25 protein-coding genes and 2 pseudogenes are annotated in these 20,901 nt (G+C 70.2%); 18 read left to right on the top strand and 9 right to left on the bottom strand.

The genetic code is table 11. From position 1 onward, the window contains the following. The first annotated feature begins 47 nt into the window (after window positions 1–47). The 3 genes from ACFYOH_RS29305 to ACFYOH_RS29295 all read left to right on the top strand — a co-directional run bounded on the left by ACFYOH_RS29305 (window position 48) and on the right by ACFYOH_RS29295 (window position 3,363). Window positions 48–1,004, top strand: a complete 957-nt coding sequence (locus tag ACFYOH_RS29305; RefSeq protein WP_388631462.1) for a GlxA family transcriptional regulator — start codon at window positions 48–50, stop codon at window positions 1,002–1,004. A gap of 106 nt (window positions 1,005–1,110) precedes the next feature. Then, window positions 1,111–2,109: a type I glyceraldehyde-3-phosphate dehydrogenase gene (gene gap / locus ACFYOH_RS29300; RefSeq protein ID WP_388631459.1), complete on the top strand. Its 999-nt coding sequence runs from the start codon at window positions 1,111–1,113 to the stop codon at window positions 2,107–2,109. Window positions 2,110–2,286: 177 nt separating this feature from the next. Beyond that, the gene (locus ACFYOH_RS29295) at window positions 2,287–3,363 is read left to right on the top strand and encodes a fatty acid desaturase family protein (RefSeq protein WP_388631456.1); all 1,077 of its coding nucleotides are present in this window, start codon (window positions 2,287–2,289) and stop codon (window positions 3,361–3,363) included. Between the two features lie 39 nt (window positions 3,364–3,402). Here the strand turns inward: ACFYOH_RS29295 and ACFYOH_RS29290 are convergent, their stop codons facing one another. Together ACFYOH_RS29290 and ACFYOH_RS29285 are read right to left on the bottom strand one after the other, a co-directional pair. Continuing rightward, window positions 3,403–4,065 (bottom strand): response regulator, encoded by a 663-nt coding sequence (locus ACFYOH_RS29290; protein WP_388631453.1) that lies wholly within the window; start codon window positions 4,063–4,065, stop codon window positions 3,403–3,405. Next, a complete protein-coding gene (locus ACFYOH_RS29285; RefSeq protein WP_388631451.1) occupies window positions 4,062–5,312 on the bottom strand; it encodes a sensor histidine kinase in 1,251 nt (416 codons plus the stop codon). Before ACFYOH_RS29285 ends, ACFYOH_RS29290 begins: the two co-directional genes overlap by 4 nt. 133 nt (window positions 5,313–5,445) lie before the next feature. Between ACFYOH_RS29285 and ACFYOH_RS29280 the strand changes: the two genes are divergently transcribed. The 8 genes from ACFYOH_RS29280 to ACFYOH_RS29245 all read left to right on the top strand — a co-directional run bounded on the left by ACFYOH_RS29280 (window position 5,446) and on the right by ACFYOH_RS29245 (window position 11,600). Next, window positions 5,446–6,375, top strand: coding sequence for an ABC transporter ATP-binding protein (locus ACFYOH_RS29280; protein WP_388631448.1), 930 nt, complete (start codon window positions 5,446–5,448; stop codon window positions 6,373–6,375). Next, the gene (locus tag ACFYOH_RS29275) at window positions 6,372–7,193 is read left to right on the top strand and encodes an ABC transporter permease (protein WP_388631445.1); all 822 of its coding nucleotides are present in this window, start codon (window positions 6,372–6,374) and stop codon (window positions 7,191–7,193) included. Before ACFYOH_RS29280 ends, ACFYOH_RS29275 begins: the two co-directional genes overlap by 4 nt. A 225-nt stretch (window positions 7,194–7,418) precedes the next feature. Then, a complete protein-coding gene (gene rpmG / locus ACFYOH_RS29270) occupies window positions 7,419–7,583 on the top strand; it encodes a 50S ribosomal protein L33 (RefSeq protein ID WP_153537563.1) in 165 nt (54 codons plus the stop codon). Window positions 7,584–7,630: 47 nt separating this feature from the next. After that, complete coding sequence (locus ACFYOH_RS29265; RefSeq protein WP_388631442.1) at window positions 7,631–7,891, top strand: type B 50S ribosomal protein L31; 261 nt, start codon at window positions 7,631–7,633, stop codon at window positions 7,889–7,891. A 36-nt stretch (window positions 7,892–7,927) separates the two neighbouring features. Beyond that, window positions 7,928–8,050, top strand: coding sequence for a type B 50S ribosomal protein L36 (gene ykgO / locus ACFYOH_RS29260; protein ID WP_388631440.1), 123 nt, complete (start codon window positions 7,928–7,930; stop codon window positions 8,048–8,050). 443 nt (window positions 8,051–8,493) lie between these two features. Further along, a complete protein-coding gene (locus tag ACFYOH_RS29255; RefSeq protein ID WP_388631437.1) occupies window positions 8,494–8,898 on the top strand; it encodes a hypothetical protein in 405 nt (134 codons plus the stop codon). 143 nt (window positions 8,899–9,041) lie between these two features. Continuing rightward, the gene (locus ACFYOH_RS29250; protein WP_388631434.1) at window positions 9,042–9,944 is read left to right on the top strand and encodes a polysaccharide deacetylase family protein; all 903 of its coding nucleotides are present in this window, start codon (window positions 9,042–9,044) and stop codon (window positions 9,942–9,944) included. Window positions 9,945–10,148: 204 nt separating this feature from the next. Further along, window positions 10,149–11,600, top strand: a complete 1,452-nt coding sequence (locus tag ACFYOH_RS29245) for a purine-cytosine permease family protein (protein ID WP_388631431.1) — start codon at window positions 10,149–10,151, stop codon at window positions 11,598–11,600. Window positions 11,601–11,612: 12 nt separating this feature from the next. Here ACFYOH_RS29245 and ACFYOH_RS29240 read toward each other — a convergent pair whose 3' ends face one another. Then, a complete protein-coding gene (locus tag ACFYOH_RS29240) occupies window positions 11,613–11,933 on the bottom strand; it encodes a LysR substrate-binding domain-containing protein (RefSeq protein ID WP_388631428.1) in 321 nt (106 codons plus the stop codon). On the opposite strand from ACFYOH_RS29240, the gene ACFYOH_RS29235 reads away from it, so the two are divergent. The 5 genes from ACFYOH_RS29235 (at window position 11,917) to ACFYOH_RS29215 (ending at window position 15,556) form a co-directional block, all read left to right on the top strand. Then, the gene (locus ACFYOH_RS29235) at window positions 11,917–12,051 is read left to right on the top strand and encodes a hypothetical protein (RefSeq protein WP_388631425.1); all 135 of its coding nucleotides are present in this window, start codon (window positions 11,917–11,919) and stop codon (window positions 12,049–12,051) included. The genes ACFYOH_RS29240 and ACFYOH_RS29235 overlap by 17 nt on opposite strands. 123 nt (window positions 12,052–12,174) lie before the next feature. After that, window positions 12,175–12,912 carry a hypothetical protein gene (locus ACFYOH_RS29230; RefSeq protein ID WP_388631422.1) on the top strand — a complete coding sequence of 246 codons (738 nt, stop codon included), beginning with the start codon at window positions 12,175–12,177 and terminating at the stop codon, window positions 12,910–12,912. A 132-nt stretch (window positions 12,913–13,044) separates the two neighbouring features. Beyond that, a complete protein-coding gene (locus tag ACFYOH_RS29225; RefSeq protein ID WP_388631419.1) occupies window positions 13,045–13,983 on the top strand; it encodes an NAD-dependent epimerase/dehydratase family protein in 939 nt (312 codons plus the stop codon). Then, window positions 13,980–14,978, top strand: a complete 999-nt coding sequence (locus ACFYOH_RS29220; protein WP_388631417.1) for an RNA polymerase sigma-70 factor — start codon at window positions 13,980–13,982, stop codon at window positions 14,976–14,978. Before ACFYOH_RS29225 ends, ACFYOH_RS29220 begins: the two co-directional genes overlap by 4 nt. Beyond that, window positions 14,975–15,556 carry an NADPH-dependent FMN reductase gene (locus ACFYOH_RS29215; RefSeq protein WP_388631415.1) on the top strand — a complete coding sequence of 194 codons (582 nt, stop codon included), beginning with the start codon at window positions 14,975–14,977 and terminating at the stop codon, window positions 15,554–15,556. The genes ACFYOH_RS29220 and ACFYOH_RS29215 overlap by 4 nt, the downstream gene beginning before the upstream one ends. A gap of 6 nt (window positions 15,557–15,562) precedes the next feature. On the opposite strand, the gene ACFYOH_RS29210 is transcribed toward ACFYOH_RS29215, so the two are convergent. Then, window positions 15,563–15,868, bottom strand: coding sequence for a hypothetical protein (locus ACFYOH_RS29210; RefSeq protein WP_388631716.1), 306 nt, complete (start codon window positions 15,866–15,868; stop codon window positions 15,563–15,565). A gap of 103 nt (window positions 15,869–15,971) precedes the next feature. Then, window positions 15,972–16,278: pseudogene (locus ACFYOH_RS29205) on the bottom strand (NPP1 family protein); the annotation flags it as partial. Window positions 16,279–16,564: 286 nt separating this feature from the next. On the opposite strand from ACFYOH_RS29205, the gene ACFYOH_RS29200 reads away from it, so the two are divergent. Then, a complete protein-coding gene (locus ACFYOH_RS29200) occupies window positions 16,565–16,996 on the top strand; it encodes an ester cyclase (protein WP_388631413.1) in 432 nt (143 codons plus the stop codon). Window positions 16,997–17,004: 8 nt separating this feature from the next. Here the strand turns inward: ACFYOH_RS29200 and ACFYOH_RS29195 are convergent, their stop codons facing one another. The 4 genes and pseudogenes from ACFYOH_RS29195 to ACFYOH_RS29180 all read right to left on the bottom strand — a co-directional run bounded on the left by ACFYOH_RS29195 (window position 17,005) and on the right by ACFYOH_RS29180 (window position 18,678). Next, window positions 17,005–17,172: a RidA family protein gene (locus tag ACFYOH_RS29195; RefSeq protein WP_388631740.1), complete on the bottom strand. Its 168-nt coding sequence runs from the start codon at window positions 17,170–17,172 to the stop codon at window positions 17,005–17,007. 38 nt (window positions 17,173–17,210) lie between these two features. After that, window positions 17,211–17,408: pseudogene (locus tag ACFYOH_RS29190) on the bottom strand (RidA family protein); the annotation flags it as partial. 190 nt (window positions 17,409–17,598) lie between these two features. Continuing rightward, entirely contained in the window at window positions 17,599–18,216 is a 618-nt protein-coding gene (locus ACFYOH_RS29185) for a TOPRIM nucleotidyl transferase/hydrolase domain-containing protein (RefSeq protein ID WP_388631410.1), read from the bottom strand. Between the two features lie 111 nt (window positions 18,217–18,327). After that, window positions 18,328–18,678 carry a DUF1330 domain-containing protein gene (locus ACFYOH_RS29180; protein ID WP_388631408.1) on the bottom strand — a complete coding sequence of 117 codons (351 nt, stop codon included), beginning with the start codon at window positions 18,676–18,678 and terminating at the stop codon, window positions 18,328–18,330. Between the two features lie 222 nt (window positions 18,679–18,900). Between ACFYOH_RS29180 and htpG the strand changes: the two genes are divergently transcribed. Continuing rightward, a complete protein-coding gene (gene htpG / locus ACFYOH_RS29175) occupies window positions 18,901–20,802 on the top strand; it encodes a molecular chaperone HtpG (RefSeq protein WP_388631405.1) in 1,902 nt (633 codons plus the stop codon). Window positions 20,803–20,901 lie beyond the last annotated feature (99 nt).

Genomic DNA, 20,901 nt, shown 5'->3' with positions numbered 1-20,901 from the left:
CCGCCGATCCCGGCAGCGTCTCCCGAGCCTCTCGTACCCTGTGTCCCGTGCCGTCCCCCCGTCTGCAACGCGTCGCCGTCCTGGTCCTCGAAGGCGCCAAACCGCTCGATGTCGGGATCCCCGCGCAGGTGTTCACGACGCGGGCGAGCATGCCGTACGAGGTGCGGGTGTGCGGGGCGGAGCCCGGGCTGGTGGCGGGCGGTGACGGGCTGTCGTACCACGTCGCCGATGGGCTCGACGCACTCGCGTGGGCGGACATCGTCTTCATCCCCGGATACCGGTTCCCGGACCGCGAGGATCCGCCCCGGTCCGTCGTCGAGGCACTGCTCGCCGCCCACGCCCGGGGCACCCGGCTCGCCGCCATCTCGACCGGGGCCTTCGCGCTCGCGGCCACGGGGCTGCTCGACGGCAAACGGGCGACGACGCACTGGCACTACGCGCGGGCCCTCGCCGCGAAGCACCCGCTGGTCCGGGTCGACGAGAACGTTCTCTTCGTCGACGAGGGCAGCGTGCTGACCTCGGCCGGCGCCGCCTCCGGTATCGATCTGTGCCTGCACATCCTGCGCAAGGACCTCGGGGTCGCCGTGTCGAACCACGCGGCACGGCGCCTGGTCGCAGCGCCCTACCGCAGCGGAGGCCAGGCCCAGTACGTGCCGCGCAGTGTGCCCGAGCCGCTCGGCGAGCGGTTCGCCGCGACCCGCGAGTGGGCGCTGCACCGCCTCGGCGAGCCGCTCACCCTCACGGTGCTCGCCCGGCATGCCGCGGTCTCCCCGCGCACGCTCTCCCGGCGCTTCGTCGAGGACACCGGATACACGCCCATGCAGTGGGTGATGCGCGCCCGCATCGACCTGGCCCGCGAACTGCTCGAACGTTCCGAGCGCAGCATCGAGCAGATCGCCGCCGACGTCGGCCTCGGCACCGGCACGAATCTGCGGACCCACTTCCAGCAGATCCTCGGCACCACCCCGAGCGAATACCGGCGCACCTTCACCCAGGGCGAATAGCCGCCTGGCGCGATCCTTGCGAACCATGGCGCTCTCGACACGGTCATGCGCGCCGGCGGCACGCGACGCTGGTGGGGCAACGAGGGGAACCGAAGGGACACCGCTCATGACTCGCATCGCCATCAACGGATTCGGCCGTATCGGACGCAACGTGCTGCGCGCTCTGCTCGAACGCGGCAGCGCCCTGGAGGTCGTCGCCGTGAACGACCTCACCGAGCCCGCGACCCTCGCGCGGCTGCTCGCCTACGACACCACGGCCGGCCGGCTCGGCCGACCCGTGACCGTCGACGGGGACGCCCTCGTCGTCGACGGCCGCCGTATCAGGGTGCTCGCCGAACGCGAGCCGGCGCAGCTGCCGTGGGCCGAACTCGGCGTGGATGTCGTCCTGGAGGCGACCGGCCGCTTCACCTCGGCCAAGGCCGCCCGGGCCCACCTCGACGCCGGTGCGAAGAAGGTGCTCGTGAGCGCGCCGTCCGACGGAGCCGACGTCACGCTCGCCTACGGGGTCAACACCGACGCGTACGACCCGGAGCTGCACACGATCGTCTCCAACGCCTCCTGCACCACCAACGCGCTCGCGCCGCTGGCCGCCGTGCTGGACGAACTCGCCGGGATCGAGCACGGGTTCATGACGACCGTGCACGCCTATACCCAGGAGCAGAACCTGCAGGACGGCCCGCACCGCGACGCCCGCCGGGCCCGCGCCGCCGCCGTCAACATCGTGCCCACCACGACGGGCGCGGCCAAGGCGATCGGCCTGGTGCTGCCGAACCTCGACGGCAAGCTGTCGGGCGACTCGATCCGCGTCCCCGTCCCGGTCGGCTCGATCGTGGAACTCAACACGACCGTCGCACGTGACGTGACCCGCGACGACGTCCTGGCCGCGTACCGCGCCGCGGCACAGGGCCCGCTCGCCGGCATCCTGGAGTACTCGGACGACCCGCTCGTGTCGTCCGACATCACCGGCAATCCGGCCTCGTCGATCTTCGACTCGGCCCTCACCCGCGTCGACGGCCGGCACATCAAGGTGGTCGCCTGGTACGACAACGAGTGGGGCTTCTCCAACCGCGTGATCGACACGCTCGAACTCCTCGCCGGGCACTGATCGCAGACCGGGAGCGGACCGCGCCGTCCGCTCCCGGTGGCGCACCTTTCGCGAGAAAGACCAGGTCAAAGGCTTGGCATGGTGGCAACACCCTGGGACTTCCTGGGGAAAGCCCCCCATCCGGTACGGTGCCTGACCGGCTGGCGCGGGCGAACGGGCCGGCCGAGACTCGACGGCATGACGATCTCCCCGCAAGCCCCGGTCGCTTCCGGCACGCCCACCGCCCCTTCCCGTACGTCCGATGCCGGAGCCGGCAGCGACTTCGCCCGGCTGTCCCGGCGTATCGCCGAGGCGGGTCTGATGAAACGGCGCCCCGGCTACTACACGGCACGGCTCGGTCTGGTGACCGCACTGCTGGCGGCGGGCTGGGGCGCCTTCCTCGTGCTCGGCGACACCTGGTGGCAGCTGGCGGTGGCCGCCTTGCTGGCCTTCGGGTTCGGTCAAGTCGCCCTGGTGGCCCATGACTTGGCGCACCGTCAGGTCTTCCGGCGCGGCCGGCCGAGCGAGACCTGGGGCCGGCTCTTCGGCAACCTCGGCATCGGTATGAGCTACGGCTGGTGGATGAACAAGCACACCCGTCACCACGCCAACCCCAACCACGAGGAACTCGACCCGGATGTCGCCCCGGACATCCTGGTGTGGTCCACCGCCCAGGCCCGCGACAGTCGTGGCCTCGCCCGTCTCATCGGAGGACACCAGGCCTGGCTGTTCTTCCCCCTGCTGACGCTGGAGGGCTTCAACCTGCACGTCGCGAGCGTACGGGCGCTGCGCTCGCCCGCCATGAAGCACCGGGTCCTGGAGGGCGGCCTGCTCCTCCTTCACCTCGCGGCCTATGTGTCCGCGCTGTTCCTGGTGCTCTCGCCCGGCAAGGCGATCGCGTTCCTCTTCGTGCACCAGTGTCTCTTCGGTGTCTACCTCGGCTGCACCTTCGCACCGAACCACAAGGGCATGCCCACGTTCACCGGCGACGAACGACCCGACTTCCTGCGCCGCCAGGTCCTCACCTCCCGCAACGTACGCGGCGGCCGGCTCACCGATGTGATGCTCGGCGGGCTCAACTACCAGATCGAGCACCACCTGTTCCCGAGCATGCCCACCCCCCATCTGCGGCGGGCCCAGATCATCGTCCGCGACTACTGCGCGGAGATCGGCGTGCCGTACCACGAGACCGGCCTGATCCGGTCCTACCGCGAGGCCCTCACGCATATGCACCGGGCGGGAGAACCGATCAGGCGGCAGCGCGGGGCATCCTGATGTGTCCATGGCGAGGGCCGGGGAGTGGCCGTACGGCGCTCAGCTCCACGGCGTGACCAGCCCCGCCTCATACGCGGTGATCACGAGCTGCACCCGGTCCCGGGCGTCGAGTTTGCTGAGCAGCCGGGAGACATGTGACTTGGCGGTGGCCACCGTGATGAAGAGGTCCTGCGCGATCTCGGTGTTGGACCGCCCGCGTCCGACCAGGGTCAGCACTTCCCGTTCGCGCTCGGTGATGCCCTCGGGCAGTCGGGCGGGGTGCCGCGGTGCGGCCGCCCGGTGTTCGACGAAGTCCGCGATCAGACGGCGTGTCACACTCGGCGCGATCAGCGCGTCACCGGCGGCGACCACGCGGATCGCGCCGAGGATGTCGTCCAGGGCCATGTCCTTGACGGCGAAGCCACTGGCCCCGGCCCGGAGCGCGCCGTAGACATGGTCGTCCTCGTCGAACGTGGTGAGGATCAGCACGCGGGCCGACGCGTCGCCGGCCGTGATCCGGCGCGTGGCCTCGATGCCGTCCATGCCGGGCATCCGGATGTCCATGACCACCACGTCGGGGCCGGTCTCCCGGACCCGCTGGACGGCCTCCTCACCGGTTGCGGCCTCGCCGACGACCTCCAGATCGGGGTGGTCGGCCATGAGGACCCGTAGACCGGACCGCACCAGCTGCTGGTCGTCGGCGAGGACGATCCGGATGCTCATCGGGTGTCCGCCGAGACGCCGGCAGGTTCGGGCAGCGGCAGCCGGGCCAACACCCGGAAGCCACCCTCAAGACGCGGGCCCGCGCTGAACCGGCCGTGCAGCAGGGCGACCCGCTCCCGCATGCCGACGATGCCGAAGCCGTGGCCCGTGCCGTCCCCGGGGACACCACGCCCGTCGTCGACGACCTCCACGGACAGCTCCTCGTTCCCGTAGCCGATGGCGACCGTGCAGTGCCCGGTGCCCGCATGACGGATCACGTTGGTCAGCGCCTCCTGCACGATACGGTAGGCCGACAGATCGACGTCGGGCGGCAGCGGCCGCCACTCCCCGCTGACGCGCACCTCGACACGTACCCCGGCCTCCGCCGTCACCGCCGCCAGCCGTTCGACGTCCGCGAGACCGGGCGAGGGAGCGAGCGGAGCCTGCCCTGCCGGCGCGGTGTCCGGCTCGGCCTGACGGAGTGCCACCAGGGTGCGCCGCAGGCCCGACAAGGTCTGTCTGCTGGTGCTCTCGATGGCCCGCAGGGCGTCGCGGGCCGCATCGGGTTGGGTGTGGATGACCCGGCTGCCCACCCCCGCCTGGATGGCGATGATGCCGACGGAGTGCGCGATCATGTCGTGCAACTCCCTCGCTATCCGCAGCCGTTCGGCGGTGACCGCCTCGGCCACCTCCTGCGCGCGCAGCGCCACCGCGTGCTCACGGCGCTCGCGGCTCAACAGCCCGAGCATGCAGGACGCCGCCATCGTCAGCAGGCCGATCACACCGTCGACGATCACCACCGGGCCGTGTGCGAAGAGGCCGATCGCCATGAACTGGACGACGAAAGCCAGAGACACGGCGACGATGGAGACCCGGCGCCTGCAGGTGGCGACGATGTACCCCAGGACGAGGTCCGCCGCCAGATACGACAGGAACTGGCCCTGATAGAACAGGGTCATGCTCACCCGGGTGGAGCGCTGAGGGACGACCACCACGGCGGTGGCACCGAGAAGCGTCAGCAGCAGGGCCGTCAGCGGCGCCCGGCGCAGCACCCCGACGAGCAGGGCCACCGCCGGCAGCGACCCGACGGCGACAAGGGGGCCCGAGTCCCGGGGCGCGCCCCCTACCAGGACCAGCAGCAGGAGGACGTACGCAACGCCACCCGCCCAGGCCGTGAGCGTCGCGCTCGTCCCCGCACGTGCGCGGTTCCGGCGGTCCCGTGGCGCTGCGAAGGACGCGGTGGCAGCCGGGGGGTCGGTGGTGGTCATGCCGCGAGACTAACCAGCCGCCCGAGGCCGCGGCATCGGCCCCGGGACGTACACCCGTGGGCCAATCCGCCGTGCGTGTTTGCCACCCACGGCTTCATGCCCGCACCGGGCGTCACCCGGCACCGTTGTCGCCGTGATCGAAGTCAACGAACTCACCAAGCGCTACGGCGACAAGACGGCTGTCGAACGCCTCACCTTCGCCGTGCGGCCGGGACAGGTCACCGGCTTCCTCGGTCCCAACGGAGCCGGCAAGACCACCACCCTGAGGATGATCCTCGGCCTCGACAGGCCCACGGGCGGCTCCGCCACGGTCGGCAAGGCCGACTTCCGCAGCCACCCGCGCGGCCTGCGGCACGTCGGCGCGCTCCTGGACGCCGGCCATGTGCACGGCGGACGCAACGCGGTGGCCCATCTGTCCGCACTGGCCCGCAGCAACGGCATCCCGCCGCGGCGGGTCACGGAGGTGCTGCAGGAGGTCGGGCTGGCCGAGGTCGCGAGGCGGCGCATCGGCGCCTTCTCGCTCGGCATGAAGCAACGGCTCGGCATCGCCACCGCCCTGCTCGGCGATCCACCGGTGCTGATGTTCGACGAGCCGATCAACGGCATGGACCCGGAAGGCGTTCTCTGGGTCCGGCGCCTCTTCCGCAGACTGGCCGCCGAGGGACGTACCGTCTTCCTCTCCAGTCATCTGATGTCGGAGATGGAGAACACCGCCGACCAGCTCGTCGTCATCGGCCGGGGCCGGCTGATCGCCGCCGAGTCGGTGGAGGACTTCGCGGCCCGCAGCACTCGCCGCAGCGTCGTGGTGGCCGGCCCTGACGCCACGAGGCTGGCGGCGGTACTGACCGCCGCGGGCGCATCGGTCGAGCCGCAGGGTCCGCAGGGTCCAGCCGGCGCCGGGAGACTCGCCGTGACCGGGTTGCCGGCGGACCGGATCGGAGCGCTCGCCCTGGAACACCGGATCCCGCTGAACGAGCTGACCACGCGCACGGCCTCACTGGAGGAGGCGTTCATGGAACTCACCGCCGACAGCGTCGAATACCTGGCAGGACGGCCCCGATGACCACACGCACCATCCCCGCGCCCGTCCGTTTCGGTGACCTGGTCGCCGCCGAGTGGATCAAAACGCGGTCCCTGCGCTCGACTTGGTGGACGATCGCACTCGCCGGCCTGTTCGTGATCGGCTCCGCCGCCGTGGCGGCACTCGCGGACTACCGCAACCTGGCTGCCGCCGGTACGACCGTGCGCCGCCCCGCCGGCTTCCTGCCGTTCGACGCCTATCCGCAGCCCGGCTACATGACGCTGATGCTCGTCGCCGGCAGCGTCGGGGCCATCACGATCGTGAGCGAGTACAGCAGCGGCCTGATCCGCACCACCACCGTGGCCGTCCCCGCCCGCGGCTCGGTGATACTGGCCAAGGCGACCGTCACCGCCGCACTGTGGACCGCCGTCGGTACGGCCGTCTCCACCGGTAGCTTCCTCGTCTCCCAGGCCATCCTGAACTGCCGGCACGCGGGGGTTTCGATCACACACCCCGGTGTGCCGCGGGCGCTCGTGGCATCCGCGCTGCTGGCCCCCGTCTGCGCACTGGTCGGGCTCGGGCTGGGCGTACTGATCCGGCACACCGCCGCGACCATGGCGACATGCGCCTTCACGCTGCTGATGCTGCCGACCGTCTTCTCGCAGAGCAAGCGGTGGTCCGCCGACGTCAACCACACCATGGTCGTCGCCGCCTGGCAGCGCCTGGTCCAGGACTGGGAACCGGATCCCGGCTCCCGCATGTTCAGCGCCACGGTCCCCGGCTCCTGGACGGTGTACGTGCTGTGGCCCCTGATCGCGGTCGTCGTCGCCGTGCTGGTCGTCAGGAAGCGGGACGTCTGACCTGTCCCCACGGGGCCGTCTGCTCCCAAGCGCGACAGGCGGTCCGCCGGAGACGGCGCCCGGGAATGCCGGCGACCCCCGCGTGGTTTGCACGACCGTGTCCGAACCCGCCCGCTCGTCCGGCGGCGGCACGACACCACCGGGACTATCGGAGCACGCGGCACTGTTGCACCCATTGCTGACATGCTCGGATCAATTCCGGGGTGTGGGTGAAGGGAGATTCTCATGGCACGCAGCACCGTGCGTCCCGTCGTCAGGCTGAAGTCGACGGCAGGCACCGGCGTCACCTATGTGACGCGCAAGAACCGTCTGAGCGACCCCGACCGGCTCGTCCTGCGCAAGTACGACCCGGTCGCCGGCCGGCACGTCACCTTCCGCGAGGAACGCTGAAGCACGCCGCGGCCCCCTCGGGCCGACGGCCACAAGGAGGCACACCCATGAGGACAGGCATCCATCCCGAGTCCCGGCTCGTCGTCTTCCGCGACCGGGCCGCCGACACCCTCTTCCTGACCCGTTCGACCGCCACCGCGTCGAAGACCGTCGTCTGGGAAGACGGCAACACCTACCCGCTGATCGACGTGGAGATCTCGTCGGCCAGCCACCCCTTCTACACCGGCACCGCGCGGGCCGTGGACACCGCCGGCCGCATCGAACGCTTCCAGCGCCGCTACGGCCGTGCGGCCACGTCCCGCGGCTGACCGCCGTGTGCTCCTGAGCAGGAGGAGAACCAAGCCATGAAGGTGCGCAAGTCCCTGCGCTCACTGAAGTCCAAGCCCGGCGCCCAACTGGTGCGCCGCCGCGGGGTGGTCTTCGTCGTGAACAAGAAGAGCCCCCGCTTCAAGGCGCGCCAGGGCTGACCGGCCGCGCCGGGAAGAGAAGACATGGGCCCGGTCCTGCCCCGCGCAGGACCGGGCCCGTTCGGTTCGACGTGCTGCAGTGGTCCGGTCAGGTCCGGCGACAGGGGCTTCGCTCCGCGCGGTCCCGCGTTCCCGGTGCAGGACGGCGACCAACGCGCCGAGTTCCTCCATGCCGATCAGATGCACCGCAGGAACAGACTCGGCGACGCCGCCTGCGCTCCCGCTCAAGTCCCCCTCCGGCGGGGTGCCTTCCCCCGCGCGGCGGAGAGGGGCGGGCTCGGCGGAGGAGGCGTCGGCGGCACGCGCCGACCAGTATGTTCGGCATGACCAGAGCGACAGTGCACCCCCCTCTTCGTCCCCTCTCACCCGCCCCCCTCCGGGCGCGCCGCGCCGCTCACGCCATCGCCTGGTGCGCGGCACCCTCGGGTCTGTGGCGTCTGGCCATGGCATCGGGCATCTACGTGGGCTACAGCGACAAGGTGTTGCGCGATTTCTACGCCATACCGGGCTGGGGAGTCCCCTACGTCGTCGGCCTGTCCGTCCTGACCGAGCTGGCCGCTCTCTTCCCCTTGCTCCTCGTCCGCGACCGGCGACCGCGACACCCTCGTGCACTGGCCGGTCTGGCCTGGACGGCCTCGGCTGTGACGATCCTGGTGGCGTTGTCGCAGGTGGTGGTCGCCTTCACCGTGGACAGCCGCACGGAGCTCGCGAGCGGCGCGCCCCGCACCGTGTGGGCCCTCGCCTACGGCCCGCTCCTCGCCGTACCGGTTCTGATGACGGCGGTCACCTGGTCGTACGCACGGCGGCACCCGGCCAAGGGACGGCCGGGAGGCAGGGACGGCCGGTAGCGCCACCGTGCCCCGACTCGCCCGCCGCCGATTCTGGAAGACCTCTTACCCCCGTCTTCACGGCCGCGGGTGGTCCGCTGCATACGGTTGCCGTCGTGGACGGCTGTCAGGGTGACGGCCTGCGATCAGGTGTGGGGGAACGGATGACGGCTGGTCGCCGTGCGGTGCTGGCCGCCATGGCGGGAGGACTGCTCGCCGGTTGCGCGGGCCCGAACAACGGTGGCGGCGCCCCCGCGGCGGCCTCCTCCGGTTCGCCGGGGACAGGCGCGGGCGCGACGACTCCACGGCCGCCCACTGTCGTCCCCTCGGCCGCGGCCTCCGCCGCCCGGCCTCTCGTCACCCGCGCGCAGATCGTGGCCCGCTACGGGCGCAGCGTGCCGCACACCTGGGGCTTCGACGCCCCGGGTGCGGTGCACTCCCTGCCGCACCCGGCCCGCGACATCGCGCTGACCTTCGACGCCTGCGGCGGCCCGGGCGGCAGCGGCTATGACCGGGCGCTCGTCGATTTCCTCCGGGCACGGCACATTCCGGCGACGCTGTTCATCAATTCCCGCTGGATCGACGCCAACCCGGCCGCGTTCCACCGACTGGCCACCGATCCGCTGTTCGAGATCGCCAACCACGGCACCCGGCACCGCCCGCTGTCCGTCACCGGCCGCTCCGCGTACGGCATTCCCGGTACCCGTGACGCGGGCGAGGTGTACGACGAGATCGCCGGCAACCGGGCCAAGCTGACCCGCCTGCTGGACGCCCCGCCGCGCTTCTTCCGCTCCGGCACCGCGTACTGCGACGATGTCGCGGCCTGCATCGTCACAGACCTGGGGGAGCGCTTCGTGAGCTTCTCCGTCAACGGTGACGGCGGTGCCACCTTCACCGCCGAGCAGGTCCACGCCACCGTCGCCTCGGCTCGGGCCGGTTCCATCGTCCTGTGCCACATGAACCACCCCGAGGGCGGCACCGCGCGGGGCATCGCGAGCGCCGTCCCGCACCTGCTGGCCACCGGCCACCGCTTCGTCCGCCTCTCGGACGCCCTGCATCGGACCTGACATGTGCCACGGAGTGGCGGCGAGGCACCGAACGTGACCGGTAGGCGCCCACTGTCACCGCGCTGACTACAGCGTCACGGAACGCCGGGCCACGGCCGACTCGGTGCCGCTCGGGCTCCCGACTGCCTGTGTCTCACCACTCGTCACCGGGGCCACGGTGGATCACAATATGTGCCAGAGGCACATCGGCCGCCAGGAGGCGTCATGAGCACATCAGTCGAGTCGAGGGTGTCCGGCCTTGAGGTCCGGTCCATCGACTACGTCCCCCTGGACGAGCGGCACGGCAAGCTCTGGCATCTGGGCCCCCTGTGGTTCATGTCCAACGCCCAGATCGCGACCCTGGCCGTGGGACTCATCAGCATCACCGAGGGCGGCAACCTGATCTGGTCCCTGCTGGCCATCGTCGCCGGCACCGTCATCGGCACCTTCTTCATGGCCTTCCACTCGGCACAGGGACCCCAGTTGGGCCTGCCGCAGATGATCCAGTCGCGCCCCCAGTTCGGTTACGTCGGCGCCCTCCTGGTGTGGCTCTTCGCCTATGTGCAGTACGCGGGCTTCAACGTCTTCAACAGCATCCTCGCCGCCGACTCCCTGCACACCACCGTGCACGGCAGCGTCAAACTGTGGGTGGTCGTCGTCACCGTGGTAGCGCTGGTCATCGCGCTGGTGGGCTACGACATCATCCACAAGGCCGAGCGGATCCTGACGTACACCTTCCTGGTCGTCTTCGGGATCTTCACCGTCGGCGTGCTCGTCACCCTGCACTATCCGGCGGGCTCGTTCGATCTGGGCGCCTTCAAGTGGACGCCGTTCCTCGCCCAGTTCGGCGTGGTCGCCGGCTACCAGATCAGCTGGGCCATCTACGTCTCCGACTACTCGCGCTATCTCCCGCCGGACGTGACGGTCCGCAAGACCTTCTACTGGACGTACTTCGGCTCCGCGCTCGGCGGCATCTGGCTGATGGTCCTCGGCACGCTGCTCGCGGCCTGGGCCGGCAAGGACTTCGAGACCATCAAGTCCATCAACGCCGCCGGCGACAAGGTGTTCGACGGCTTCGGCGCGATCGTGCTGCTCTTCGCCGCCCTGGGCCTGGTGTCCGTCACCGCGCTGAACATGTACGGCGGTTCGCTCACCCTCATCAGCGGCATCGACTCGTTCAAGCGGGTGCGGCCGACACTGGGCGTACGCCTGCTGACCATCGGACTCACCGCGGCGCTCTCCCTGGTCGGCGCGCTGGCCGCGACCTCCAACTTCCTGGAGAACTTCAACAACTTCCTGCTGCTGGTGCTCTACCTCTTCATCCCCTGGACCGCGGTGAACCTCATGGACTACTACGTCGTGCGCCGCGGGCACTACGCCATCGCCGAGATCTTCAACCCGCACGGCATCTACGGCCGTTGGGGATGGCACGGCATCATCTCCTACCTGGTCGGCTTCGCCGCCATGATCCCCTTCTTCTCCGTCGGCACCCTGTACGTGGGTCCCGCCGCCAAGGCGCTGGGCGGAGCCGACATCTCGCTGTTCATCGGCCTTCCGGTCGCCGCGGTCCTGTACTGGTGGCTGACCCGCTCGATCGACGTGGCCGCCGAGACACGCGTCGCCGAGGCCGAGGCGCAGGCGCTGGAGCAGGCGGCCCACGAGCACCGCGAGCCCTGAACGGCGCCGGCTCTACGACCGGGGGGCGCGCCGGGCGGCCGCGCGCCCGAGGGCGTCGCGGCAGGCGAGGATCGCGGGGTGCCGGCTGCTCCCGCGCCGTACGACGGTGGAGATGCGGCGGCCGCGCAGGCCGCGGGGGAGCTGCCGCAGAGGCACGGTCGGCGCCCGGCCGTCCCAGACGAGCGCCGGGAGGAAAGCGGCGGCGTGCCCCTGCTCGACGAGGCGGACGTGGAGCAGGAGGTCGGTGGTCTCGAACCGTACGTCGGGTTCGAAGCCGACGGTGCGGCACAGGGTCATGGCCCAGTGCCGGGCGGTCGTGCTCTCGGGCTCCATCACCCAGGGATGCTTCTCCAGGGAACGCATCAACGACGCACACGGCCGCACCCTGCTGCCCGTGGACCCGCACCGGCCCGGCGTGGCCGGAGCGGCACGGGACGAGCGGCTCGCCTGAGGCCTCCGCGGGACGCCGGCGGGTCCACATCGGCAGGCTCCGGGGTCAGGCCGACGCGGACCCGCCCGACGCACCGGAGTCCCGGCTCCGGCCGCCGCACACCCGGCCGGGACAATCCTCGTCATGAACGACGACATGGCTGACGCCCGGAGCCGACTGGCCAGGATCGAACGGCTGCTGGAGAGCGGCGAACGCGAACTGGTCCCCGCCTGGCGCCGGGCGACCCGCGGCGAGCCGCGCTGGACGGTGACGGTGGTGATCCTGGCGGCCGTGGCCCTGCAGCTGATCGTGCCGCACCGGCTCATCCTCCTGCGCACGGTCTGGGCTCTGCCCGCACTGGAGTTGGTGCTGCTGGCCGGGCTGATCGCGGGCAACCCCCGGCGCGTGGAACCCCGTACCCGCCTGCTGCGGTACCTGGGCCTGGCCCTGACCGGCGTCATCAGCCTGGCGAACGGCTGGGCGGCGGTCCTTCTCGTGGGGGATCTGGTGCGCGGCAAAGGCGGAGACAGCGCGGTCCCGCTCCTGCTGACCGGTGGTGTCATCTGGGTGACGAACGTGATGGTGTTCGCCCTGTGGTACTGGGAGTGGGACCGGGGCGGCCCCATGGCCCGGGTCCGGGGACAGCACCAGTTCCCCGACTTCCTCTTCGTACAGATGCAGAGCCCGGAGCTGGCCCCGCCGGACTGGGAACCGGCGTTCCTGGACTACCTCTACCTCTCCTTCACCAACGCCACCGCCTTCAGCCCGACCGACGTCATGCCGCTCTCCCGCTGGTCGAAGATGCTCATGATGCTGCAGTCCTCGGTGTCCCTGGTCACCGTGGTCCTCGTGGTCGCCCGCGCGGTCAACATCCTGAAGTGACCGGACGGCCGGCCCGCCCTTCGGCGAACGCCCGTTGCCGGCCTTCGGTTCGCGAGACCCGCTCACCCGTGTCACAGACGGCTGGGCTGTCTCGTCTCAGATCCCGGAGAACGACTTGGGATCAGGAAGGTGATGGTCATGCGGGTGTTCGTGGCGGGCGGAACCGGCGTGCTCGGGCGACGGCTGGTACCGCAGCTCGTGGCCCGGGGCCACCAGGTGACGGCCACGACGACGAGCGCGGCCAAGCTCGGACAGGCCGAGAGACTGGGCGCGAAAGCCGTCGTCATGGACGGACTGGACGCGGTGTCCGTCGGGGAGGCGGTGGCGGCCGCCCGGCCGGACGTGATCGTGCACCAGATGACCGGGATCGGCCTCGCACACGCCGGCAAACCGGATCTGAAGCACTTCGACCGGTGGGCCGCGCCCACCATCAGGCTGCGCACCGAGGGAACCGACCACCTGCTGGCGGCGGCCGAGGCGACCGGCGTACCGCACTTCGTCGCGCAGGGCTATGCCAACTGGAACGGAATCCGCGAGGGGGGATGGGTGAAGAGCGAGGAGGACCCGCTGGACCTGCACGAGGGGACGCCCGCGTACCCGGCGATGGCCGCCCTGCGGCATGTCGAGGACGCGGTCGGCAAAGTCGGCGGCGCCGTCCTGCGCTACGGCGGGTTCTACGGGCCGGGCGTCACCGACGACCAGCTCGAACTCGTCCGCAAGCGGCAGTTCCCACTGGTCGGGGACGGCACCGGGTACGCCTCGTGGGTGCACCTCGACGACGCGGCGAGCGCCACCGTCCTCGCCGTGGAGCGGCAGGCGAGGGGCGCCTTCAACATCGTCGACGACGAACCCGCCCCGGAGAGCGAATGGCTGCCGTATCTGGCGGCGTGCGCGGGTGCCAAGCCTCCGATGCGGGTGCCGAAGTGGCTGGCCCGGCTGCTGGCCGGGGAGGTCGTGGTGACGATGATGACCGAGGGCCGTGGCTTCTCCAACGCCAAGGCCAAGCGCGAGCTCGGCTGGCAACTGCGCCATCCCTCGTGGCGCCAGGGCTTCAAGGAGGGGCTGGCGTGAGCAGGGTCGAGGAGTTCGAGGAGCTCCGGCCGCTGCTGTTCTCCATCGCCTACCGCATCCTGGGCAGTGTGGCCGAGGCCGAGGACGCGGTCCAGGAGACCTGGCTGCGCTACGACCTCTCCCCGACCCGGCCGACGTCGACCAGGGCGTTTCTCTCCGCCACAGTCACCCGCCTCTCGATCGACGTACTGCGCTCGGCCCGCGTGCGGCGCGAGCAGTACATCGGACCGTGGTTCCCCGAGCCGCTGCTCACCGACCCCTACCAGGACCCCGAGCACGCGGCGGAACTGGCCGACTCGCTGTCCATGGCGTCCCTGCTCCTGCTGGAACGGCTCAGCCCGCTCGAACGGGCCGTGTTCGTCCTGCGGGAGGTGTTCGCGTTCGGCTTCCCCGACATCGCCGCAGCCGTGGGACGCTCCGAGGCGGCCTGCCGCCAGCTCGCCGTACGCGCCCGCCGCCACATGGACGCCGGCCGGCCCCGCTTCGAGGCGGACCGGAAGGAACGCGAGGAACTCGCGGAACGGTTCTTCGACGCCTTGAAGGACGGCGATGTCGACGGGATGCGGCAACTCCTCGCCGCCGACGTGCAGATGGTCGCGGACAGCGGCGGCAAGGCACCGCGGTGGGCCGGGGGAATCCACGGCATCGACCAGATGTGCCAGATGCTCGACCAGCTCCTCTGGCCGTTCCTCGGCATCGGCGGCGTCGTCGAGCCACGCCAGGTCAACGGCCAGCCGGGCGCGGTCTTCCGTGACCGCGACGGCAAAGTCGTCAACATCTGGACCCTCGACATCCTCGACGGGCGCATTCAGGCGATCCGCACGGTCAGCAACCCCGACAAGCTCGGCCACATGGGCCCCGTCGCGGATGCCTGGGCCCTGCTGCGCGAAGCCCAGCAGGCCCGCCGGCACATGGCCGGCCCGGAACCGACAGACCTGGCCACCACACCCGTAAGGGAATTCGAGCGGGAAACAGAACAGGAGAATCGGACGTGATCAGGACCGGCATCATCATCGGCAGCACCCGCCCCGGCCGGAAGGGCGACCGGGTGGCCGAATGGGTACGGGACCTCGCGGCCGAACACGCGGGCGACGCGGCGGACTTCGACCTCGTGGACCTGAAGGAGCACGCGCTTCCGCTGCTCGACGAAGCGGTCCCGGCCCTCATGGCGCCGGGCGAACGACCCCACACCAGGCGCTGGGCCGAGCGGATCGGCTCGTACGACGCCTTCATCGTCGTCACCCCCGAATACAACGCGGCCCCTCCGGCCAGCCTGACCAATGCCATCGACTACCTCTACGCCGAGTGGGGCGGCAAGCCGGTCGCCTACGTGGGGTACGGCATCTGCGGCGCGGTCATGGCGGTGCAGAAGCTGCGCGCCCAGGCGGGCGTGCTGCGCATGGCGGACATCGGACCGCAGGTGGCGCTGTCGCTGCGCGAGGACTTCGTGAACCTCACCGACTTCCGTCCGCAGGAACTGCACGTGCCCGAGGTGCACGCCCTGGTCGACGAGCTGCTGACCTGGGCGCAGGCACTCGCCCCGCTCCGGGCGGAACCTGCGGCGACGGCCTGAACGGGATCAGTCGAGGAGTCGCAGCAGAACGGCGGCCTCCGCGCGGAGCTGCGCTGCCCGGGCGGCCTGCCCCGGTGCCGTGAACTGCGCTGCGAGCGTGAGCCGTTCGTCGGCTTCAGCTCGCACGATGTCGGTGACGTGCTGTTCGGTCAGCTCACGCCGCGCAGCCTCGGTGGCGCCGACACCGACCGGCGCCAGCTCGATGGCCAAGCCGCGCAGCTCGGCCGAGCCCACCGGCACCGCCTCGGCGTTGTCCACCGCTGCAAGCGTCGAACGCAAGGCGCTCACCGCGACCTTGTCGCGGTCACGCATCGCTTCTCGCAGGGCTTGACGCATATGAAGGCGCAGAGACATGCCAGTGACCCTATGATCCGCCGGCGGGACCCTCAACGGAATATCCGTTGAGGGTCCCGTCGTGGTACACGATCTTCGGGTAGGTGCCGTCGAAGCGAACCGAGGAGCGCGCGGCCACCTGATAGCTGGCCTCTCGCGTGAGTAGGTGTTGGTGTTGGCGAGCTGGGCGTAGTCGTGGCAGTGGCCGTTGACGTCGCCGCCGAGGTTCAGACCGGGGTTGATCGTGCCGTCGGCGCCGATGGCGGCCGTGGCATAGCAGCCGTCGCCGTCGTAGTCGTAGGCGGCGAGAAGGTCTGCTCCAGGCCGTCGGCGTTCTGCGGCAGCAGCTGAAGGACGCTTGCGTCGACGCGGCCCGGGAGGGACACCATGAGGGCCAGCGCGGTGAGGGCGACAGCCGGGGCGTATCGCCGAAGTCGCCGCGAACGGTTGGTGCCGGCCGCCTTGGAGCCCGTGTCCGTCGCCGTGACAGCGGCCGTGGAAGGGGACTTGGCCATGAGCGGGGGGGGGCCTTTCACGCGGGGAGCGGGAGGGTGAGTGCGTGTGACGCAGCGCCGCTGAGCCGTGAACCTGAAGGTGTGGACTGGCCGTGTCACATCCCGGCGGGCTCGTTCGTCACATGTGTGTAGCCAGATGCGGCGACGGAGGAGAAGTCGTATGTCAACCGATGAGACCACTCGCAACAAGGCGACGGCCGCGCGTCTGCATGACGCTGTGCACACCAGGGATCTGGAGATGATCTCGAAGGTGATCGATGAGATCGTGGCGCCGGACCTTGTGTTCCACGCGCCGGTGCCGATGGGCATGACGGGAGCGCAGGCACTCAAGCAGGTGTGGGCCGTGCTCCTCCGCGCGTTTCCCGACATTCACGTCACGGTCGAGGACGTGATCGCCGAGGGTGACAAGGTCGTGTCCAGGAACACGGTGACCGGAACCCACCGCGGCGAGTACCAGGGGATGCCGCCGACCGGCAGGTCCGTCACCTACGGCGAGATCTTCATCCTCCGCTTCGAGGACGGTCGCATCGCCGAAATCTGGGGCGTGGTCGATGTCCTCTCCCAGATGCGCCAATTGGGGGCCGTCTCCTAAACGCTCCGCTACCGGCCCACGGCGGCCACACCGTCGATCTCGACGCGCACGCCGTCGCGCACGAGTTGCGTGACGACCGTCGTCCGGGCCGGAAACTGCGGGCAGTCCGCGAAGAACTCGCGGTACACCCGGTTGAAGGTCGCGAAGTCGCCCCGCCCCTGAGGTAACAGGTGCACTTGACGATCAGATCCTTCCTGCTCCCCGCGGCGCCGACGACCGCGACGAGGTTGTGCAGAACCTGCCGCGCCTGTTCGCAGAAGTCGTCCGGTATCGCGTGCGTCTCCGGGTCGAGCGGGCCGTGACCGGACGTGAACACCAAGTCGCCGACCCTGATGGCCTGGGACAAGGGTGGCTCGGTGCCGTCGGGGAAGCGGACGAAGGGGGCGTTGTCGGCGTGGATGCGTTCGATCATGCCGGCATTGTGAGGGGCCCGGCCTTCCTCGCGGGAGCGGACTCCTTTTACCCGCATTCACCGCGCACTGCGAACGCCGTCAGCGTGGTCCGGCGACGCGGACACCTTGTGCGCGCATCACCGTGATCACCTCCTGCGGGCCTACGCCGAACCGAAGAGGACCCACTCTCCGGACGGCGTTGCCCCGCGGTCAGAGGCTGGTCAGCAGGTCGTCGAGCGGGGCGGGCACGCGGTCGGGAGCGAGGGCCTCGACGAGGACGCGGCCGTAGTGGATCTTGCGCCCCTTCTTCGTGCTGAGAAAGCGCCGCAACTGCTGGTGCGAGGTGCGGCCCCGCTGCGCGGGCTGGCGCAGGAAGGTCTGCAGGGCGCGCAGCTCGCCCTCCGCTCGGACCAGTTCCTCCACCCGTGTCACGCCCAGCGCGCGGATGAGCTCGTCCTCCAGATCCGCCGCACAGACGAAGAAACCGTGCTGTGCTGAGCCCGCCCCCGGCAAAGCGCGCGCGTAGTAGGCGCGCTCCCCCTCGTCGCACAGTCCCGTGAGGCGCAGGCCCAGGCCGGCTGGCCCGAGGAGGCGGGCGAAGCGCCCGACACTCATCGCACCGCCGATCGGCAGGACGCAGACGCCCTCGGCCGCCAGGTTCCGGCCCCGACGCGCGGCGAGCGCGTCGACCGCCGCGACATCACTCGGCCCTTCCAGCAGGACGGCCGCACGGACGGGCAACCGCGCGGCCAACTCGCGGGCCAAGTCGCCGGGGTCACCGGCAGCCCACGCGATGACCGCCTCCCGAAACGACCTCATGTCATCCATGAGGCGAGTGTCCGCGCTTTCCGGCCACCGCGGTAGGGAATTACCGCCCGTCCGCCGGCACGAACGAGGAGGAGACCGGCACCAGTTGCGGCACGAGTGGGCTCCGTCGCATCAGCACGGGGCGGCAAGAGCCTCCAGCATGGTCCGTGCCGTGACGGTCGCGTCGTAGTCCTCGCGCACGCCCGGAACCAGGATGATGTCGCCCTCGATGTGCCGGGAGCGCAGGGGCGCGATGGCCCGATACTCCTCGGAGTCCCACCAGGCGCGTGCGTGGGAGATCGACGGAAAGCCGATCACGACGACGTGCCCGGGCCATGCGCCCTCCTTCACCTCGTGCGCATCGCCGTGTACGAGGAACCGGCCACCGTACGGTTCGAAGGTGGCGGTGACGCGCGCGATGTACTCGGCGATCTCCGGGTGCGGAGCGGCTTCCCGCAGGTGAGCGATCGCGTAGGCGGTCATGGTGTCCCTCCGGTCGGTCGGCTGCTGTGCTGTTCACGATCCTGCCGCCGGTGCCCGCCACGGTCGATGACCTGCCAGGTAATCAAGGAACCGAGCTGATCGGGGCCTGGCCCCGGGGTCTGGATCCAGCCACCGTCGGCGTCTGCGGCCGACGTGCTGACGTGGTGTTTTACAGTGTCTGGCATCAGTTCCGGCGATATCACCTGTGAGGAATGCGCGAACATGCCGACTGAAACGCTCGAGTTTCAGGTAGAGGCCCGTCAGCTGCTGCAGCTGATGATCCACTCGGTCTACTCCAACAAGGACGTCTTCCTGCGTGAGCTCGTCTCCAACGCTTCCGACGCGCTGGACAAGCTGCGTCTGGAGAAGTTGCGGGACGACTCGCTCGACGCCGACGTGTCCGATCTGCACATCGAGATCGACATCGACCGCGACGCCCGCACCCTCACCGTGCGGGACAACGGCATCGGAATGTCGTACGACGAGGTCGGGCGGCTCATCGGCACCATCGCCAACTCCGGCACCGCACAGTTCCTGCAGGAGTTGCGGGAGGCCAAGGACGCGGCCGGGGCGGAGGGGCTGATCGGCCAGTTCGGGGTCGGGTTCTACTCCGGCTTCATGGTGGCGGACGAGGTCACCCTGGTCACCCGGCGCGCCGGCGAGAGCCAGGGCACCCGCTGGACCTCGCGCGGCGAGGACACCTACACGCTGGAGCCGGTCGACGACGCCCCGCAGGGCACCTCGGTCACCCTCCACCTCAAGCCCGCCGACCCGGAGAACCAGCTCCACGACTACACCTCCTCGTGGAAGATCCGGGAGATCGTCAAGCGCTACTCGGACTTCATCACCTGGCCGATCCGGATGGTCCCGGACCAGGGCGAGGGCGATGAGGGGGCGCCCGAGCCCGAGACGCTCAACTCGATGAAGGCACTGTGGGCACGGTCGCGTGACGAGGTGTCCGACGACGAGTACCACGAGCTGTACAAGCACATCGGGCACGACTGGCGCGACCCGCTGGAGACCATCCGGCTCCAGGCGGAGGGCACCTTCGAGTTCCAGGCCCTGCTGTTCCTCCCCGCGCACGCTCCCCACGACCTGTTCACGCGGGACTTCCGGCGCGGTGTGCAGCTGTACGTCAAGCGTGTCTTCATCATGGACGACTGCGAGGCGCTGCTGCCGCCGTACCTCCGCTTCGTCAAGGGTGTCGTCGACGCGGCCGACCTCTCGCTCAACGTGTCCCGCGAGATCCTCCAGCAGGACCGGCACATCGAGATGATGCGGCGACGGCTGACGAAGAAGGTCCTGTCCACGGTCAAGGACCTGATGGCCAAGGACCCTGAGCGATACGCCACCTTCTGGCGCGAGTTCGGCACCGTCCTGAAGGAGGGACTGGTCACCGACCCGGAGAACCGTGACGCCGTCCTCGCCCTCGCGTCGTTCGCGAGCACACACGACGACACCGAGCCGACCACGCTGAAGAGTTACGTGGAGCGGATGAGGGACGGCCAGGACGACATCTACTACCTGACCGGTGAGTCCCGGCAGAGCATCGAGAACTCCCCGCACATGGAGGCCTTCCGGGACCGGGGCATCGAGGTGCTGCTGCTCACCGACCCCGTCGACGAGGTGTGGGCCGACACCGTCGGCGAGTACGACGGCAAGAAGCTGCGGTCCGTCGCCAAGGGGCAGATCGACCTCGACGCCAAGGACGACGAATCCTCCGACGGCGAGCGGGAGAAGCAGACCGAGGACTACGCCGGCCTGCTCGGCTGGATGCAGGAGCAACTGGACGAGGACATCAAGGAGGTGCGTCTGTCCTCCCGTCTCACCGTCTCCCCGGCTTGTGTCGTCTCCGACGCGAACGATCTGACCCCGGCGCTGGAGAACATGTACCGGGCGATGGGCCAGGAGGTGCCCCGCGCCAAGCGGATTCTGGAGCTCAACCCCGGCCACCAGCTGGTGAAGGGCCTCAACCAGGCGTACAAGGAGCGCGAGGACCGCACGGGGCTCACCGAGACCGCGGAACTCCTGTACGGTCTGGCGGTACTCGCCGAGGGCGGACAGCCCAAGGACCCCGCCCGCTTCGTCAAGCTGATGGCGGACCGCCTGGAACGCGCTCTGTGATCCGGCACCGGTTGAGGTCGGCGGCCTGTCCCGGGGGCGGGGCAGGCCGCCGGCTCGGCGGCGCCTCCTGAACCGTGGGGGTTCCCGGCCGCCGCCGTG

The sequence above is a fragment of the Streptomyces sp. NPDC007856 genome (genome assembly GCF_042868225.1).
Taxonomy (GTDB): Bacteria; Actinomycetota; Actinomycetes; order Streptomycetales; family Streptomycetaceae; genus Streptomyces.
This window is presented reverse-complemented; position numbering and strand designations above follow the sequence as displayed.

Coding starts and splice junctions, on each gene's coding strand:
- ACFYOH_RS29210 (WP_388631716.1), bottom strand. CDS start 15,868: ATGCGTGACCGCGACAAGGTCGCGGTGAGCGCCTTGCGTTCGACGCTT.
- ACFYOH_RS29245 (WP_388631431.1), top strand. CDS start 10,149: ATGAGCACATCAGTCGAGTCGAGGGTGTCCGGCCTTGAGGTCCGGTCC.
- ACFYOH_RS29290 (WP_388631453.1), bottom strand. CDS start 4,065: ATGAGCATCCGGATCGTCCTCGCCGACGACCAGCAGCTGGTGCGGTCC.
- ACFYOH_RS29265 (WP_388631442.1), top strand. CDS start 7,631: ATGAGGACAGGCATCCATCCCGAGTCCCGGCTCGTCGTCTTCCGCGAC.
- htpG (WP_388631405.1), top strand. CDS start 18,901: ATGCCGACTGAAACGCTCGAGTTTCAGGTAGAGGCCCGTCAGCTGCTG.
- ACFYOH_RS29285 (WP_388631451.1), bottom strand. CDS start 5,312: ATGACCACCACCGACCCCCCGGCTGCCACCGCGTCCTTCGCAGCGCCA.
- ACFYOH_RS29275 (WP_388631445.1), top strand. CDS start 6,372: ATGACCACACGCACCATCCCCGCGCCCGTCCGTTTCGGTGACCTGGTC.
- ACFYOH_RS29295 (WP_388631456.1), top strand. CDS start 2,287: ATGACGATCTCCCCGCAAGCCCCGGTCGCTTCCGGCACGCCCACCGCC.
- ACFYOH_RS29225 (WP_388631419.1), top strand. CDS start 13,045: ATGGTCATGCGGGTGTTCGTGGCGGGCGGAACCGGCGTGCTCGGGCGA.
- ACFYOH_RS29255 (WP_388631437.1), top strand. CDS start 8,494: ATGGCATCGGGCATCTACGTGGGCTACAGCGACAAGGTGTTGCGCGAT.
- rpmG (WP_153537563.1), top strand. CDS start 7,419: ATGGCACGCAGCACCGTGCGTCCCGTCGTCAGGCTGAAGTCGACGGCA.
- ykgO (WP_388631440.1), top strand. CDS start 7,928: ATGAAGGTGCGCAAGTCCCTGCGCTCACTGAAGTCCAAGCCCGGCGCC.
- ACFYOH_RS29200 (WP_388631413.1), top strand. CDS start 16,565: ATGTCAACCGATGAGACCACTCGCAACAAGGCGACGGCCGCGCGTCTG.
- ACFYOH_RS29240 (WP_388631428.1), bottom strand. CDS start 11,933: ATGGAGCCCGAGAGCACGACCGCCCGGCACTGGGCCATGACCCTGTGC.
- ACFYOH_RS29180 (WP_388631408.1), bottom strand. CDS start 18,678: ATGACCGCCTACGCGATCGCTCACCTGCGGGAAGCCGCTCCGCACCCG.
- ACFYOH_RS29185 (WP_388631410.1), bottom strand. CDS start 18,216: ATGGATGACATGAGGTCGTTTCGGGAGGCGGTCATCGCGTGGGCTGCC.
- gap (WP_388631459.1), top strand. CDS start 1,111: ATGACTCGCATCGCCATCAACGGATTCGGCCGTATCGGACGCAACGTG.
- ACFYOH_RS29250 (WP_388631434.1), top strand. CDS start 9,042: ATGACGGCTGGTCGCCGTGCGGTGCTGGCCGCCATGGCGGGAGGACTG.
- ACFYOH_RS29230 (WP_388631422.1), top strand. CDS start 12,175: ATGAACGACGACATGGCTGACGCCCGGAGCCGACTGGCCAGGATCGAA.